Source organism: Bacillus sp. ChL18, from assembly GCF_026241425.1.
GTDB lineage: Bacteria > Bacillota > Bacilli > Bacillales > Bacillaceae > Bacillus > Bacillus velezensis.
In genome coordinates, this window is the sequence record NZ_JAPHWE010000001.1 from 1,685,383 (window position 1) to 1,700,364 (window position 14,982).

General features: G+C 44.6%; 18 protein-coding genes and 1 pseudogene. 5 read left to right on the plus strand and 14 right to left on the minus strand.

Annotation, left to right across the window (positions count from 1 at the left end; all coding sequences use genetic code 11):
* Positions 1 to 56: 56 nt before the first annotated feature.
* The 13 genes and pseudogenes from OQ477_RS08145 to fadH form a co-directional block, all read right to left on the minus strand.
* Positions 57 to 1,181, minus strand: a complete 1,125-nt coding sequence (locus OQ477_RS08145) for an N-acetyldiaminopimelate deacetylase (protein WP_265972026.1) — start codon at positions 1,179 to 1,181, stop codon at positions 57 to 59.
* Between the two features lie 70 nt (positions 1,182 to 1,251).
* The gene (gene dapD / locus OQ477_RS08150) at positions 1,252 to 1,962 is read right to left on the minus strand and encodes a 2,3,4,5-tetrahydropyridine-2,6-dicarboxylate N-acetyltransferase (protein WP_265972028.1); all 711 of its coding nucleotides are present in this window, start codon (positions 1,960 to 1,962) and stop codon (positions 1,252 to 1,254) included.
* An 81-nt stretch (positions 1,963 to 2,043) separates the two neighbouring features.
* The gene (locus OQ477_RS08155) at positions 2,044 to 2,499 is read right to left on the minus strand and encodes a flavodoxin (RefSeq protein ID WP_032874735.1); all 456 of its coding nucleotides are present in this window, start codon (positions 2,497 to 2,499) and stop codon (positions 2,044 to 2,046) included.
* A 26-nt stretch (positions 2,500 to 2,525) separates the two neighbouring features.
* The gene (locus OQ477_RS08160) at positions 2,526 to 3,419 is read right to left on the minus strand and encodes a WD40/YVTN/BNR-like repeat-containing protein (RefSeq protein ID WP_265972029.1); all 894 of its coding nucleotides are present in this window, start codon (positions 3,417 to 3,419) and stop codon (positions 2,526 to 2,528) included.
* Positions 3,409 to 3,882 (minus strand): flavodoxin, encoded by a 474-nt coding sequence (locus OQ477_RS08165; protein ID WP_265972030.1) that lies wholly within the window; start codon positions 3,880 to 3,882, stop codon positions 3,409 to 3,411. Before OQ477_RS08165 ends, OQ477_RS08160 begins: the two co-directional genes overlap by 11 nt.
* Before the next feature lie 111 nt (positions 3,883 to 3,993).
* Complete coding sequence (ccpC, locus tag OQ477_RS08170; RefSeq protein ID WP_007611101.1) at positions 3,994 to 4,875, minus strand: transcriptional regulator CcpC; 882 nt, start codon at positions 4,873 to 4,875, stop codon at positions 3,994 to 3,996.
* 139 nt (positions 4,876 to 5,014) lie between these two features.
* Positions 5,015 to 5,458, minus strand: coding sequence for a cyclic-di-AMP-binding protein CbpB (cbpB, locus tag OQ477_RS08175; protein ID WP_003154608.1), 444 nt, complete (start codon positions 5,456 to 5,458; stop codon positions 5,015 to 5,017).
* A gap of 143 nt (positions 5,459 to 5,601) precedes the next feature.
* Positions 5,602 to 5,793 carry an antirepressor AbbA gene (abbA, locus tag OQ477_RS08180; RefSeq protein WP_003154609.1) on the minus strand — a complete coding sequence of 64 codons (192 nt, stop codon included), beginning with the start codon at positions 5,791 to 5,793 and terminating at the stop codon, positions 5,602 to 5,604.
* Positions 5,794 to 5,933: 140 nt separating this feature from the next.
* Complete coding sequence (locus OQ477_RS08185; RefSeq protein ID WP_007409617.1) at positions 5,934 to 6,452, minus strand: ribonuclease H-like YkuK family protein; 519 nt, start codon at positions 6,450 to 6,452, stop codon at positions 5,934 to 5,936.
* A 122-nt stretch (positions 6,453 to 6,574) separates the two neighbouring features.
* Positions 6,575 to 6,814, minus strand: a complete 240-nt coding sequence (locus OQ477_RS08190; protein WP_003154613.1) for a YkuJ family protein — start codon at positions 6,812 to 6,814, stop codon at positions 6,575 to 6,577.
* 443 nt (positions 6,815 to 7,257) lie between these two features.
* Complete coding sequence (locus OQ477_RS08195) at positions 7,258 to 8,478, minus strand: EAL-associated domain-containing protein (protein ID WP_007409615.1); 1,221 nt, start codon at positions 8,476 to 8,478, stop codon at positions 7,258 to 7,260.
* A 141-nt stretch (positions 8,479 to 8,619) separates the two neighbouring features.
* A pseudogene (locus OQ477_RS08200) lies at positions 8,620 to 9,167 on the minus strand (hypothetical protein).
* A 113-nt stretch (positions 9,168 to 9,280) separates the two neighbouring features.
* Positions 9,281 to 10,045, minus strand: coding sequence for a 2,4-dienoyl-CoA reductase (gene fadH, locus OQ477_RS08205; protein ID WP_003154618.1), 765 nt, complete (start codon positions 10,043 to 10,045; stop codon positions 9,281 to 9,283).
* 143 nt (positions 10,046 to 10,188) lie between these two features.
* On the opposite strand from fadH, the gene OQ477_RS08210 reads away from it, so the two are divergent.
* The 4 genes from OQ477_RS08210 (at position 10,189) to OQ477_RS08225 (ending at position 13,576) form a co-directional block, all read left to right on the plus strand.
* The gene (locus OQ477_RS08210; protein ID WP_265972031.1) at positions 10,189 to 11,052 is read left to right on the plus strand and encodes a metallophosphoesterase; all 864 of its coding nucleotides are present in this window, start codon (positions 10,189 to 10,191) and stop codon (positions 11,050 to 11,052) included.
* A 74-nt stretch (positions 11,053 to 11,126) separates the two neighbouring features.
* On the plus strand, positions 11,127 to 11,621 hold the full coding sequence (locus tag OQ477_RS08215; RefSeq protein ID WP_088462390.1) for a L,D-transpeptidase family protein: 495 nt from the start codon (positions 11,127 to 11,129) through the stop codon (positions 11,619 to 11,621).
* 75 nt (positions 11,622 to 11,696) lie between these two features.
* The gene (locus tag OQ477_RS08220; RefSeq protein ID WP_007611093.1) at positions 11,697 to 12,989 is read left to right on the plus strand and encodes an MFS transporter; all 1,293 of its coding nucleotides are present in this window, start codon (positions 11,697 to 11,699) and stop codon (positions 12,987 to 12,989) included.
* Between the two features lie 122 nt (positions 12,990 to 13,111).
* A complete protein-coding gene (locus OQ477_RS08225) occupies positions 13,112 to 13,576 on the plus strand; it encodes a YkyB family protein (protein WP_265972033.1) in 465 nt (154 codons plus the stop codon).
* 42 nt (positions 13,577 to 13,618) lie between these two features.
* Here OQ477_RS08225 and cheV read toward each other — a convergent pair whose 3' ends face one another.
* Positions 13,619 to 14,530, minus strand: coding sequence for a chemotaxis protein CheV (gene cheV / locus OQ477_RS08230; protein ID WP_014304917.1), 912 nt, complete (start codon positions 14,528 to 14,530; stop codon positions 13,619 to 13,621).
* A gap of 188 nt (positions 14,531 to 14,718) precedes the next feature.
* Here cheV and OQ477_RS08235 point away from each other — a divergent pair, with 188 nt between their 5' ends.
* The gene (locus OQ477_RS08235) at positions 14,719 to 14,880 is read left to right on the plus strand and encodes a hypothetical protein (protein ID WP_007409608.1); all 162 of its coding nucleotides are present in this window, start codon (positions 14,719 to 14,721) and stop codon (positions 14,878 to 14,880) included.
* Positions 14,881 to 14,982 lie beyond the last annotated feature (102 nt).

The window sequence follows — 14,982 nt, forward strand, 5'->3', positions numbered from 1 at the left end:
AACACCTCCGTTATGTAGAATGCTCAATTTTTGTTAGATTATTCTTCTTTTCGGATTTAATTGGCATACTTCGAAAAATATCCGACCATGACATTTACCGCGGTTTCCATCGCATCTTCATCCGGGTTCAGCTTTGCGTGATGAAGCCCGTGGGATGAATCGGCCCCCAGCCAGAACATAAAGCCGGGATATTTTTTCAGCATATACCCGAAATCTTCTCCGGTCATCGCTTCTTTCGCCGTTCTCACGTCAGCAAGCTGCTGATCGCTGACAAATTGCATAAATTCTTCGGTCAGGCCGCTTGTATTATAAACTTGATGATAAACGGACGGATATGTAACTTTTCCTTTGCATCGGAAGCCGATTTCAATTCCTTTGACAAGCTCTTCAACCCGCTTTTTCACCATACGCATTGATTCCTCGGAAAGCGTCCGGATGGTTCCCTCCAGATGAGCATGCTCTGCGATGATATTTTGCGCCGTGCCCCCGGTAATCGTTCCGACAGTGATCACAGCGCTGTCAAGCGGATCCGTATTTCTGGATATGACCGTCTGCAGCTGCGTGACAAGCGTGCTCGCGGCGACGACCATGTCGTCTGCTGTATGCGGATATGCCGCATGCCCGCCTTTCCCCTCGAGATCGATGACGAGTTCGCTCGTATTGGCAAACAGCAATCCGCTTTTGGTGGAGATTGTGCCTACAGGAAGCTCAGGTGCTATATGGAGAGCGGTAATCAAATCCGGTGTCCATTTTTTCAGCACATCGCTTTCAAGCATCGGTTCCGCTCCGCCCGGTCCTTCTTCAGCCGGCTGGAATAAAAAGAGCAGATCATGTTTGACGGGATGATGGACAAAATGATCAATAATGCCGAGCGCGATGGTCATGTGCATATCGTGGCCGCATGCGTGCATAAAACCGGGGTGTTCAGATGCAAACGGAAGCCCCGTCTGCTCTTCAATCGACAGAGCGTCTATATCCGCTCTGTAGGCGAGCATTTTTTCCGGAGCCGTGCCGTTGACTTTGACAAAGATGCCGGTTCTCCAAGTTTCGATTTCAATTCTTTCCTCTGGATATTGGTTCAATAGATTCAGCAGGTACTGTTGGGTTTTATATTCCTGAAAGCCGATCTCCGGAATGCGGTGCAGATCTCTTCGGATGGCAATGAGCCGCTCTTTTTCCATATGTATTCCTCCTTGAGATAAGAATAAGGCGTGGATTTTATCATCCACGCCCATTCTATCAAACCATTCCTTACAGCTGGCGTAATTCCTGTTTGATTTCTGTTTTGCCTTTTGTTTTTTCATCGATATCTTTGATTTTTTTCGCAGGTGTTCCCGCTACAACGGTATATGGCTCGACGTCATTTACAACGATGGCTCCGGCAGCGACAACCGCGCCTTTACCGATTGTTACGCCTTCAAGCACAACCGCATTTGCGCCGATCACAACGTCGTCTTCCACGACAACAGGCTTAGCGCTAGGCGGCTCAATAACGCCCGCTAATACAGAACCCGCTCCGATGTGGCAGTTTTTGCCGACAGTCGCGCGTCCACCGAGCACAACGTTCATATCAATCATCGTACCTTCGCCGATGACTGAACCGATATTAATAGATGCACCCATCATGATAACGGCATTGTCGCCGATTTCGACTTGGTCGCGGATAATAGCGCCGGGCTCGATTCTCGCTTTAACATCTTTTAAATCAAGCATCGGGATCGCAGAGTTGCGGCGGTCATTTTCAATGACATAATCCTCAATTTTGTCTTTGTTGTCTTCGATTGCGCTTTTAATTTCAGCCCACTCGCCAAAAACGACGCCGGATTGGCCGTTCAGGAATGTTTTAGCGGAATCGCCAAAGCTGATTCCTTCAAGATCGCCTTTTACATACACTTTTACAGGCGTTGATTTTGTACTATTTTGAATAAATGAAATAATTTCATTTGCATCCATCATTTTCATATGTATTGTCCTCCTCTGATTTTCTACCTCATTACTGTAACAAAGGAAGGATACAAAGACAAGAAAAAAAGGAACAAGCCTTTATTCTGCCGGCTGGCTGCACAGCGCGGCAAACTGTCTTCCGAATTCCCGGAGCTCTTCTTCCTCACTGCCCTCAGGGTTGTTTTCAATTTTGACCGACGGCAGCACTACCCGCCCGCCGCGGGCCGTGATTACTTTTTCCAATTCGTCAAGCGCTCCGCAAAAAAACTCATAGGACGTATCTCCGGAACCGAACAAAGCAAATGTTTTTCCCGTAAACTCCAGGTTTTCCATATCTTCAGCAATATCGAGCATTTCATCAGGAAGATCCCCGTCTCCCCACGTATATGTGCCTAATAAAATATACTCGTAATCATTAAAAAGTTCGGCATGAATATCCATCGCTTCATATCTGTCTACGGATGCTTGTGCTTCGATCAGCCCTTTTTCAATTAAATCCGCCATCGCCTCGGTGTTTCCTGACATTGTAGCGTAAACAAGCAATACATTCCCCATCTTCGTCTCTCCTTTATGCATAAAAACTAATGTGCGAGCCGAACCGCCTCATACGGTCTGACAAACTTACTTTCGTAAAGGCCCGCGCAAAAAAAGTTTTCTTCCCGGTTGGCCACCCGCCATCCGTGACCGCGGATCGTATCAAACCACTTTAATTCACCGGCGGCGAGATCAGCTTGATAAATACGCGAAAATCCGTTTTCGCCCTGTGACGATGTGACATAAATAATCCCGTTATCCTCAGAAACGTCGAGAAATGATTTTTCCCGTACGGCGGGCCCGGCTGTAATGGCAAACTCCTCTTGCATCCGTACGTTTCGGACGGCAACCTCGCCCCGTTCTCCCTTTGCCGCGCCCTTTGCTGCAATGAGCCAGTCATTCTGATACATCATCATTGAAGCCGTCATGCGCTGCCTTTCGCGGCTTATACGCCAGATGCGTTCTTCCGTAAGATCATACGCCCAAATGCCGCCATGATTCATATGAATCCGGGTGCCGATATAAATCGTCTGACCGTGTAAACAAAGCGAACGGATGACAGGCGGCTCCTTTAATTGTGAAAAGGGCTTAGCCACATGCCAAGTGACGCCGAAATCATCAGATAAGTAGAGGCAGTATGTGCCGTGCGCACAGACAAACCCGTCATTCCGCCCGGCAACGGCCCATACGGAGGCGCTGGTCGGAAACCGAGAGGCCGTCCAGGTCTTTCCCTGATCGGCTGATCTGAGGACGGCGCCTTTTTCTCCAGCCGCGAATATGTAGGGCCCTATGTAAGTCAGCACATGAATTCTGCTTTTCACTCGGAACAGTCTTTTCCAGCCTTCTTCCGCGGAAAAATGAAAAATACCTTCGTCTTTCACTGCGACAAAATATCCTGAGGTCACTGATGCCATGACAGCCGTCGCGCCTTTATGAAACATGGCACCGGTCTCCGTAGTGAGCGGCCCATGCAAGAAAACCGCGGACAAATTCTTTGCAGCATTCCTGATCTTCAGCCGTCTCGGGCGCCAGCTCAATTTTCAGCGTTTCCGGATATAAATTGGCTCCGGCCTGTTCAAACGCATCGCAAAACAGCGTGACCGCTTCGCAAAACTTCGGGTAGGCGTGATCGCCTGAACCGAAACAGGCCGTTTTCAGTCCGTTGAGCTGGCTGTGCAGAATATCTTCGTAAAAATCTTCCGCTTCGTAAGGAAGGTCACCATCCCCCCATGTGTATGTGCCGACAAAAACATAATCATATGCTTCGAGAGAATCCGCATCTGCTTCGTCCATGGCGAGACAGTCAACTGCTATCTGATGCCCGCTCAGTGTTTCTTTTATAATGCCGGCAATATCCTCTGTATTCCCCGACATGCTTGCGTATATCATTAATGCTTTCTGCATATGATCACCTCGTAATTGATAATGATTTTCATTAACATATATAACACTTTAAATGATAATGATTTTCATTGTCAATAAAAAATAAAAAAAGACAGCATGATTGCTGTCTTTCTAAAATGGGCGTTCCTGCTTCAGCATATCTTTAATGACAGAAACAAAAGCCTGCACCTGTTTTAATTCAAATGCCGGCTCATATCCGAGCAGCCATGTGTCACGGCCGATCGGATGGTCCTTTGTATCAAGCAGGGGCATTTTATTTACTTTATCTTCCTCTTCTAAGGTGACTGACGGCAGAATGGCATAACCGATCCCGTGCAGCGCCATCTGCTTGCACGTTTCAATCTGATCGACGAGGATGGTCTGTTTCGGCGAGGTTTTGAATTTTTGATGCCACCAATGCTGAATTTCCTGAAAATATGTACTGTCACTTTTGAATTGGATAAACGGCCGATCGGTATGGGCTATATCATCAATACAGGAAATTTCCGTATCAACCAAATATAAATGATCGGTCATTAAATAATCTTTCCGGCCTTTCCATTCCGGATTTCCCCGGATAATGCCGATATGTACCTGATCTTCATACAGACTTTTCAGCATTTCGCTGCTCCACCCTGTAATGAGAGAGACCTTTGCATTCGGATAACGCTCCACATATGTTTTTAACACTTTCGGAAGCCAGTGCTGCCCGATAATGGAGGCGACGGCAAGCTTTAATGTGCCGTGAATCTCACCCTCAAGTTCATCAATGTTTTCTCTGATTCTTTCTTGCCGATCCGTGACGTCATTTGCAAATTGTATGATTTTTTCTCCTGCCGGCGTTACCGTAAGTCCTTTTTGAGATCTTAGAAAGATCTTTGTTCCCCAGGCTTTTTCAATGGTCTGCAATCGCTGGGACAGAGCCGGCTGTGACACGAATAACCGTTCGGCAGCCTTCCTCATGTTTAATTCCTCAGCTAAAACTACGAGCATATGAAGCTCTTGAAGCTGCATGTCGTCCTCCTTTTCAATGCCTTTTCGTATTTCTTATCTACCATTCTAATAAAATAAAGGCTGCCGAGGCAAGCGCCACTCATATGTATGCGTTTTCTTTTTCCGGCATCAAAAGAACAAATAGGCTGATCGTGCGAGCCTACTTATTCAATGATCTGATATGGCTGCTCAACTGTTTTAACACGACTCTTCTCGTGAAAATGCCTTCAAAGACGCCTTCATCATTTTCAACGCAGACAAAGCCGTTGTTAATGACCATGCTGAACCCTTTGATAATCGGATCATTGATGTGGAGACGGGGAATGTCTTTCAGCATGACTTCCTCAACCGTAATTTGATCCAGCTTCTCAAACTCGATCCGTTCAAGTCCGAAAATGCTGTTCATAATCATATTTGTCCCGATCAAACCGTGCAGACGGTACGAAGCGTCAAGGACGGGAATGGCGGTATAGCCGGTTTTCGTCAGCACTAATAGAGCATGCTCAAGGTTGTTTCCGACTTGAACGTGCGCCACTTTATCCGCCTCGATCATAAATTGTCCGACTGTTGCATCAAGAAGCTGATCTGATTGTAAGCTAATCATGTCACTTCGACCCCTTTACATTTTTCATCAAAGCATGTATTCCCTATATTGCAATAATATAAACATTATCATTTTTTGTCGAAAAGTTTCCGTCAATAAAAAAGATACTCTTTGCAATCGAGTATCAATTTATAGGCCGCTGATTAATTTTCATTCCGAAAACGGTCATAGAGCGTTACGAGTTTTTTATAAGTGGTTCCATCAACGCTTTTTGACCCTGCTTCTATATCGTTGATTTCGCTGGTCAAAAGCTCAATGGCATATTCTTGATTGATCAGGATATTCAGCAGAAGTTTCTGTTCTTCTTCCGTAAATCGTTCACTGATAAGACTCATACGTAATCAGGCCCCCTATTTTTAACTGAATACCTCTGAAAGCAATGTGAAATTTGCTTTCAGCTCTACCGCTAGAATAAGTAAACAGAAAAAAATCGTCAACCGCATAATTCGACATTTTGCGGATTCTGTATGAAATATTATTTTGTGTAACGATTGGCATAACTGAATGCTGTGCAGGAATCAGGCTTGATTTTCGCTTCAATGCCCATCGAGGTAATGCGGCCGGTCATTTCTTGTATCAATTCTTTTGTCAGCCCTTTTTGACCGATATCCAGATGCACTTCAAATGAAAGATCCGCCCCTTCATCCGTAAAAGGCAAGAGCAAATCTGTCAGTTCCATAAGACGGCCGTCGAGGATATGCGCTGCCATCTCCTGGCTGAACGCGGTTTCCAGCGAAATTTTTTCGCGAAGGCTATGTATCGGTCTTGCAAGATCATGATTTTTCAAACAGCCCCAAGCTCCCTTGCCTGTACGGTGCAAGTGTATAGCCGTAATAAACTTTGTGAAGTCGCGGTAAACTTGTGAATCAGTCCCTACAGACAGCACGTATGCTGAACGGGGGTCTTTATTGACAAAGCGTTTCAGCCGCTCCGTCACGTCTTGAAAGGTCATCTGTGCCTCAGAAAGATTATAAAACAGAAAAGAATCAGCCATGTACGGACACTCCTCTTTCCAGAGTCTACAACCAAACGAACAAGCACGTTCCTTTGCATAATTTAATAAAGCTCCGCTTGCGGAAGACCGGAAGCTTGGTCAGCCTGAAAAATCAAATCAAATTACTGAAGGAGCTCAAAAATTTCAATAGAAATCATGTCAATGTTATCAAACGGATATGTGTTAGGTTTTTCACCTTTTTGGAAAACCGTCAGTTCAAACGTTTGATTTTTTTCGAAATATTTAACACTGCAAATTTTTTCGCCGTTAACTTCAAAATAACGCTGCATCGGCTCGTTAGCCGCTTCCGCTGTTTCTTGCAGACTTTGCAGCCGCGTGATGATACCCATTAATTGTGACATTCTAAAAAAAGACTCCTTTCAAAAAACAACTTCAAATCAACAAGTATTTATTATAATACAAGTTCTACAGAGCATCATACCATAAAGTAGACCGGGATGGCATTTTCCCGCTGGATTTTCAAAAAGAAATAAACGGGAAAACCGTGTTTTCGAATAGTTTGAAGCTTTTTTCGGAATGTCATACACCTTTCAAAAATAATTTTTCGCTTTTTGAGCCGCCATTGTCAGATGTATGTGAGGAGAAGCCCTTTTATGAGGAAACAGCATAAAAAAACTTGGCGGGGGTAGCGCCAAGTTTTTTCGGATCTTGATCTGATAGAGGGGTTGGGGAACAGAGAGTAACTTCTCTCTATAACTAAATGATAATGATTATCAGTATCATTGTCAAACGTTTTTTAAAACTTTTTTCAAATGAACAAAAAAAGCGGCATACAGCAGCCGCTTTAAAGTAATCCGTCCTGTTCATATAAATAAGAGTAAGGCAGATCGATAAATAAATACATATTGTCATCCATCGGGTATGAAAAGGTTCTGATCATCTCACCTGTCTCAATATCACTGTACAGGTCACTGAAAAAGCCTTTTCTTGAATTCCGCATCTTCATGATATTTTCTAAAAAGTACGGACGCCAGCTCCAGTTTTTCTCCATGTATTCAGGCTGATAAAGCCATTCGCCGGACTGCTTGAACACATTTCCCGTCAGCTGATAGCCTTCTTCATCACACATATAAATTCTGAAGCAGCAGTCGGTCAGGTTTTCCGCCAGTTTTTTAATAAACTCATCGTCCGCCTGATGGGTTTTCTTCAGCTCGGAAACTGCCTGATTGACCCGCTTATAAAAATTCTCAGAGTGTTCATATACCGTTTCCAGCTTCTTTTTTTCTCTCGTAATAAATTGCTGAAACTCCGTTTTCAAGCGTGCTTTTAACAGGCTCCGGTCTATAAAATCGCCACTCGGCGCCTGCAGATAATAGCCTTGAAAAAATCGGCCTCCGTTTCTCCATGCGTACTGGAGCTGGAAATCAGCTTCTATATCTTCATACAGCAGCGCGGCGCCGATTTTTCTCGCCAGCAATGAAATGCTGTACAGCACATGCTCATATGATGGTGACGGCTGAGATACCTTCAGCGCCTGCAAATCTATTTTCAGAAGGTCCGGTGAAAGGAGCGCGATTCTGTCCAGGTTGCTGCTCTCCTTACCTATATTGTCCACCGCGATTTTAATGCCGTATGTACGATAGTAGGCAAGCATATGGTACAGCTGTTCAATGTCGCCTTCGAAATTGTGCTCGGTGATCTCAAGCACAATACGGTTCAATTCAATGCCCTGCTCTTCGTATTCTTTCAAAAGCTCAAGAAAGCTTTCGCCGTGGTCAAGCATCAATACATTCGCATCCTGATTGATAAAAATCAACAGATCACGATCAGCTTCTTTAAACCTCTCCAGCGCCTGCCTGATGACTCTGTCATCGACCTCAAGCTTATATTCTTCCGGAATGCCGGAATCTAAGAAAAACGGCCCAAGGCTCTCAATCTCCGCATCTGCCAAAATCCGGCCAAGCACTTCGTAGCCTACGACTCTTTGTTCCTCAGCGTTAAAAATCGCTTGGTAATACGGAATGACATCATCAATATTCGTCAGTATATCAAGTGGGTCCAACATGTTATCACCTGCTTCTCTATCTTTGTCTGATTATACACAATTATATCAGCACCACAAATGTTTAGATTAGGGGAAAAGGAGGCAGTATGGCAGCAGCTTAAAATAAAAGGGGAACATTTTTAAGATCACTCTTTAGACCGGTTAATTAAGGACGTTGTTCATTTGTTTCACAATCACAAATAAAAGGATAAATATAAGAGCATTATAACCGGCAGCTGTCCAAAAATAATGGCTCCAATCAGTGCTGTTAATATCCAATCATCATCATGTTTCAACTGAAAGAAAGTTCCTTTTTTATCTAAAGTGCCAAATGTAAGAGTTGTTAACCCGCCAACACTCTCGGAAACGTCAACTCCATACATTGAACCGGCATGATCAGTATGATTTATTGGCATATACGTATAATCAGATAAAATTGTTTCCGCCAGCTTAGTTGGCAGAGACACATATAATACAGCCGATGTATCGCCTCCGAGCCCACTCAAATACTCCCTGGCTTTAATAAATTTCGTTTCATCAGGAAAATCTATGTGATATAGCTTTTCAAATCTGATTATTTCATCAGATGTAAGATTGGTATTTTGATAATACTCCGGAGTAAAAGCGCAAATGATAAAGTACCAAATATTAAAGATGATAACGAAACTGCTTACAAATAGTACAACGAACCATTTTAATAATTTCTTCAATTAACCGCCCCTTAATCTTTCAAAATTATATCATAATTTTGAATAGAAAATAAAACAAGCGAACGGCGGCTTTAACGTTCGCTTGTTTTGCAAAATAATCAATATATGAAAAATTAAAACGGATAAGGATTCAGCCATTGCCCTCCGTCCATTGTGATACAATCCCCGTTTATGTAGGACGCTTCATCAGAAAGCAAAAACGCTGCCAACGCGGCGATTTCTTCCGGTGTGCCCAGCCGGCCGAGCGGCACACTGTTCATAGTGCGGGACACCGCTTTTTCCGATTCAAACAGCTTCTCCGCACCGCCTGTCCGTTCAATCGGGCCTGGGGCTATCGCGTTTGTGCGGATGCCGTATTTGCTCCCCCATTCAACGGCCAGCGTTCTTGTCAGTGACAATACCCCCGCTTTGGCTGCAGCGGAATGAACGACACCCGCTCCCGCTCCCCATGCGTATGTAGCGGCCATATTTAAGATGACGCCCTTCTGCTCCTGCTCGATCCAATGCCTTGCCGCGGCTTGGCTGCAGAAAAATGTGCCGTTTAAAACAATCTCAATAACAGCTTTCCATCCATTAGGCGTCAGCTTCTCTGCCGGGCAAATAAAGTTACCGGCCGCATTGTTAATCAGCGCATCGAGCCGGCCAAAGACTTTTTTCGCTTCTGTAATCATGTCTGAAGCGGCGGAATCAGAACGGACATCCATTTGAAAACAGGCGACCTGCCCCTCAAAGGTCTCAATTTCTTTTTTTGTTTCCTCAAGTGCTTCATGGTTCCTCCCTGTCACCATGACGTGCCATCCTAATTCTGCCTGTTTTTTCGCCATTGCTTTTCCCATGCCGCTTGAACCGCCTGTAATGATTACCGCTTTCTTATCCATAACAAACCCACCCCTTTTATTGAATGAATAATCATTCATAATTCTATCATAGATGTCTTTCCGCGTCATTACATGCTGAGAAGGGATTTTTCAGCCAAGCTGATGATATAATAGAACAACTCTGACAAAGGTTGGTTTTACATATGGAGAAAATGACCAGAAGAACATTTTTAAAAAGAGGATTCGGCATTTTGGGTGCAGCTCTCGCAATGGCTTGCGGAGGTTACGGCTATGCCCGGTATATTGAACCGCGCATGATTGAGATCACCCGGCATACAATCACCAACCGCCTGATCCCCCGCAGCTTTGACAATTTTAAAATCGTTCAATTCAGCGATACGCACCTCAGTGATGTGTTTACATCCGGTGACATGAATAAAGCAGCGGAAAAGATCAATCAGCTGAAACCCGATCTGCTCATCTTTACGGGAGATTTAATTGATAAGCCGCATTTATTTAATGATCACCAGCGTGCACTCGCCGTGCTGCAAAATCTTGAAGCTCCCTTCGGCAAACTTTGTGTTTACGGAAACCATGACCACGGAGGCTACGGCACGAACACGTACAAGGCTCTGATGGAAGCGGCTGATTTTCAAGTGTTTCGAAACGGCTATCGTCAGGTGCAGCTGACAGACGGAAGCCGGATTGAACTCGCGTTTTTGGATGATGTAATGCTCGGAAAACCCGATTATGAAGCCACCCTGTCCCGCCTTTCCGAAGATGTATTTTCCATTTTAATCGTCCACGAGCCTGATGCCGCTCTCAAGATAGGCGGATATCCCGTAAACCTCCAGCTGTCGGGACATACTCACGGCGGCCAGGTCCAGCTCCCGTTTTTCGGCCCTCTCATTACGCCTCCTTACGGAAAAACGTATACCCACGGCATGTATACGCTGCATGACACAGCCGTTTACGTCAATCGCGGGCTCGGTACGACAAGACTGCCGTATCGATTTTTATCCAGACCGGAAATCACGCTGTTCACATTGAAATCCGAGCAAAAATAAGACTTTTATCCTGATGCACAGACACCCCCTCCGTAATATGTATATGGAAAAGAGCAAAAAGGAGGGTGATGAAACTGCTGACATATCAAGTGAAACAAGGAGAAACCATCTCAAGCATTGCGCAAGACTTCAGAATAAGCACTGCTGCTCTCCTTCAGGCAAATCCCTCAATCCAATCGGTCATATACGCGGGACAGCACATTATCATACCGAATCTTCCCGATCCATCCACCATTCCCTACTCCATCATCGTGTATATCGGAGCGAAGAAACTGGAGTTATACCGCCTTGGCAGGCTCATCCGTACGTACCCCATCGCAGTCGGAAAAATATTGACGACCACGCCGACCGGAGAATTTTACATCGTGAACCGCCAGCCTAAGCCCGGCGGCCCGTTCGGCGCTTATTGGCTCAGCCTCTCTAAAATTCATTACGGCATTCACGGAACAAATAATCCTTCCTCCATCGGCAAAGCGGTATCAAAAGGATGCATCCGGATGTATAATCAGGACGTCACTGAACTTGCCGCTACCGTTCCTAATGGAACAAGGGTGACTATTATAAGATAGAAAGATCTTATTTGTTAATGGAACGAGCTGATGATAATATATTACAGTGGGACCTTTAGGGTAAGGAGCGTGTTTATGGATATATTTAAAAATCGCAATTTTGTCCGTCTCTTTTTCGCAGCACTCGCTTCTCAAATGGGAACGACTGTAGGTAATATGGCTTTTGCTTTTTACTTGCTGGACCATTTTTCAAACCAGCCGGCATACACGACTTTGGCTGAGCTGATGTATTCACTGCCGACAGTTTTCGTATTTCTGATTGTCGGTGTCGCAGCTGACCGGCTTGACAGGAAAAAGGTCGCAGAGAATTGTGACTGGATCAGAGCCGGACTGACGATCGTATTGTTTGCCGCATTATACACCGGGAGCATCCCTCTCGTGTTCTGTATTTTGTTCATCAGAAGCGCCGTGACCAAGTTCTTTTTCCCGGCGGAAGCCAGCCTTGTACAAGCTATTCTGCCTAAGGAGCATTACGCGAAAGCGGCGGGACTTAACCAGATCCTGTTCAGCATCTTCATGGTATTCGGCGTCGGTATAGGCGCGTTTATGTATAAAACGATCGGTATTCACGGAGCCATTATCCTTGATTTTGTCAGCTTTATTGTATCAGGCTTTCTGATCCGCGCCTGCCGCATTCCGAAAGAAGCCCGTCAGCCGAATGGCCCTTTTAAATGGGGAGATTCGTTTCTGAAAGACTCGGTCGCTGATTTTAAGGAAGGGATCGTATATATTGTTAAAAACAAATTGCTTGCTTCCCTTATTTTCGGCTTTTTTATCTTTGGTTTTGTCAACGGCGGCTTTGCCGTACTGCCGATGTTTACGATGAAATACGGACTTGCGCCTGATCATTACGAATCACATACTTCCATCTTCACCGTCGCACTCGGCTTCGGCCTGCTTGCAGGAAGTGTAATCGGAACGATGATCGCAAAAAAAGTCAAACCGCATCATTTGATGTCGATTCCTATTTTGGCAGCCGGACTGCTCATTTTTGTCCTCGGCTATACGGATAAGCTGTGGATTTATTATGCGGCGGCTTTCGTCCTCGGCATGTGCATCGGCCCTGTCAATATCGCCATCGGCGGCTGGATGCCGAAAATCGTTCATCCGAAAATAATGGGCCGGGTCAGCGGCTGGCAGGATCCTTTTATGATGTTTGCCCAATCGATTACACTCGGACTGGTCGCCCTGTTATTTCCGAAATTCGTTACCAATATTGATTACCTTTATTACGGCATGGGAATCGTGATTTTAGCGGTATTTGTGTTCTATTTTATCGCTCTTCCGAAATACAGCGCCGAGGCAGCAGAGGTCGATGTGCAGCAATCATTAAAGGCTGATTCCGAAAAACATGCGAATCCTGTCTAATAAAGGAAAAAGATGCGCCCTTTTCATCAGAAAAAGGCGTATTTTTATAATCAATATTTGCATTTCAACGCTAAAAAAGTATAATCTATATATGAACTTGATCAATGCAAAGGAGAGAAATAATGGACGACCACGCTTATTCGAAAGAGCTGCAGCCAACCATCGAGAATCTTTCAAAAGCTGTTTATACTGTGAACCGCCATGCAAAAACCGCCCCCAACCCTAAATACCTTTATCTGCTGAAAAAACGGGCATTACAAAAGCTTGTGAAAGAAGGCAAAGGGAAAAAAATAGGGCTTCACTTTTCAAATAATCCCAGGTTTAGCCAACAGCAGTCAGACGTACTTATCTCTATCGGAGACTACTATTTTCACATGCCTCCAACAAAAGAAGACTTCCAGCATCTTCCGCATTTAGGTACGTTAAATCAATCGTACCGCAATCCTAAAGCACAAATGTCTTTGACAAAAGCGAAAAACGTATTGCAAAAATATGTGGGCTTAAAGGAAAAACCGCTTGCCGCCAACAGGCAGCAGCCCGTTTATCATAAACCCGTATTTAAAAAACTTGGTGAGAGTTATTTTTAATTCCGCCGCAAAAAAGCCGATGCGTCATGCATCGGCTTTTTTCTATTCAATCACGTACGTATCCACTTTTTTAATGAGCTCGCTGATTTCAGGCTTGCTGATCTGTTCATCCGCTCCGACTACTTCGCCCCGGTGGCGCAGGTCGTCCGTAATCAGAGACGAGAAAATCATAATCGGCACATCAGAGCTTTGCGGGTTATCCTTAAGGAGCTTCGTCAAACGGTGCCCGTCCATTTTCGGCATCTCAATGTCACTGATAATCATGTCAATATGGTCTGACAGGTTTGCTCCGTTATCCGTCAATTCCACGACGTAATCATACGCTTCTTTTCCGTTTTCAAACGTAACGATTTCACTGTACCCCGCCTCAGTCAGCTCATCCGTCAAAAGACGCATCAGAAGCGGCGAATCTTCAACGATGATCAGTTTTTTACCCGCCCGTCTTTCATCAAATCCTTCCTGATGGACATGATAAGTCTCAACTCCGGATGCCGATTCAATATCGTAAATGATCTTTTCATAATCAGGCAGAAAGATCATCGTGTCTTCCAGTTTGATGATTCCCGTTAAATGCCGCTCCATGCCCTGGTTCAGGGAAGTCGGCTTTTCAATCGCCTCCCAGGACACCCTGTGGATTTGTGAAACGGAACCGACGTGAAAGACGATTTTCCGTTTGTTGAATTCCGTTACGATATATTTATCGTCTTTTGCTCCTTCGGCATCAACGCCGAAAAAGGAATACAGACTGATGACGGGAAGAATTTCGCCTCTCAGCTTAATCATCCCTTCTACGTCTTTATGAGACTGAGGCACAGATGTGACATCTACCGGCTGAATGATTTCCCGGACTTTCATCACATTTATGCCAAATGTATTGACGCCTACTTCAAATTTGACGATTTCTAATTCGTTTGTGCCTGAATCCAATAAAATATCGTATTGTTGTAAAGACAATTCAATCCCTCGCTATCCGCATTCAGTATTGTACTGTATATATCGGCTGGAAACGGAAAAAGTGAATGTATTCGGTCCAACTGGCCATGAACTCTTTATAAAAAAATGCTTTTTTCTGATATCCCATTGACTTTTTGACATCGAGTGGTAAAATAGTCAAGGATTTTTCAGGAAGAAGGGTGTAATAAATGGGTACAGTAGTCATATTCGACCAAGATCAAATGACGGTGTTAGAAGATATCAGCAAAACGGCTTACCTGCAAATGAAAAAAGAGGCGAAAGAGCGTCCCGACAAGCCCGCTCCATACATCTTATGGCGGGAAGACGTCAGCTTTGAATACGGGTATTAATGACATTCGCCACATATCACAATAGATAGATCATGATACAATGAAGACAATCATTTCAGCTGGTTGTCTTATTTTTTTCTGAAAGAAGGTATGTTTTCACAT

Excerpts from the sequence above, each read along its gene's own strand:
- OQ477_RS08145 (WP_265972026.1), bottom strand. The coding sequence starts at position 1,181 with ATGGAAAAAGAGCGGCTCATTGCCATCCGAAGAGATCTGCACCGCATT.
- dapD (WP_265972028.1), bottom strand. The coding sequence starts at position 1,962 with ATGAAAATGATGGATGCAAATGAAATTATTTCATTTATTCAAAATAGT.
- OQ477_RS08155 (WP_032874735.1), bottom strand. The coding sequence starts at position 2,499 with ATGGGGAATGTATTGCTTGTTTACGCTACAATGTCAGGAAACACCGAG.
- OQ477_RS08160 (WP_265972029.1), bottom strand. The coding sequence starts at position 3,419 with ATGTTTCATAAAGGCGCGACGGCTGTCATGGCATCAGTGACCTCAGGA.
- OQ477_RS08165 (WP_265972030.1), bottom strand. The coding sequence starts at position 3,882 with ATGCAGAAAGCATTAATGATATACGCAAGCATGTCGGGGAATACAGAG.
- ccpC (WP_007611101.1), bottom strand. The coding sequence starts at position 4,875 with ATGCAGCTTCAAGAGCTTCATATGCTCGTAGTTTTAGCTGAGGAATTA.
- cbpB (WP_003154608.1), bottom strand. The coding sequence starts at position 5,458 with ATGATTAGCTTACAATCAGATCAGCTTCTTGATGCAACAGTCGGACAA.
- abbA (WP_003154609.1), bottom strand. The coding sequence starts at position 5,793 with ATGAGTCTTATCAGTGAACGATTTACGGAAGAAGAACAGAAACTTCTG.
- OQ477_RS08185 (WP_007409617.1), bottom strand. The coding sequence starts at position 6,452 with ATGGCTGATTCTTTTCTGTTTTATAATCTTTCTGAGGCACAGATGACC.
- OQ477_RS08190 (WP_003154613.1), bottom strand. The coding sequence starts at position 6,814 with ATGTCACAATTAATGGGTATCATCACGCGGCTGCAAAGTCTGCAAGAA.
- OQ477_RS08195 (WP_007409615.1), bottom strand. The coding sequence starts at position 8,478 with ATGTTGGACCCACTTGATATACTGACGAATATTGATGATGTCATTCCG.
- fadH (WP_003154618.1), bottom strand. The coding sequence starts at position 10,045 with ATGGATAAGAAAGCGGTAATCATTACAGGCGGTTCAAGCGGCATGGGA.
- OQ477_RS08210 (WP_265972031.1), top strand. The coding sequence starts at position 10,189 with ATGGAGAAAATGACCAGAAGAACATTTTTAAAAAGAGGATTCGGCATT.
- OQ477_RS08220 (WP_007611093.1), top strand. The coding sequence starts at position 11,697 with ATGGATATATTTAAAAATCGCAATTTTGTCCGTCTCTTTTTCGCAGCA.
- OQ477_RS08225 (WP_265972033.1), top strand. The coding sequence starts at position 13,112 with ATGGACGACCACGCTTATTCGAAAGAGCTGCAGCCAACCATCGAGAAT.
- OQ477_RS08235 (WP_007409608.1), top strand. The coding sequence starts at position 14,719 with ATGGGTACAGTAGTCATATTCGACCAAGATCAAATGACGGTGTTAGAA.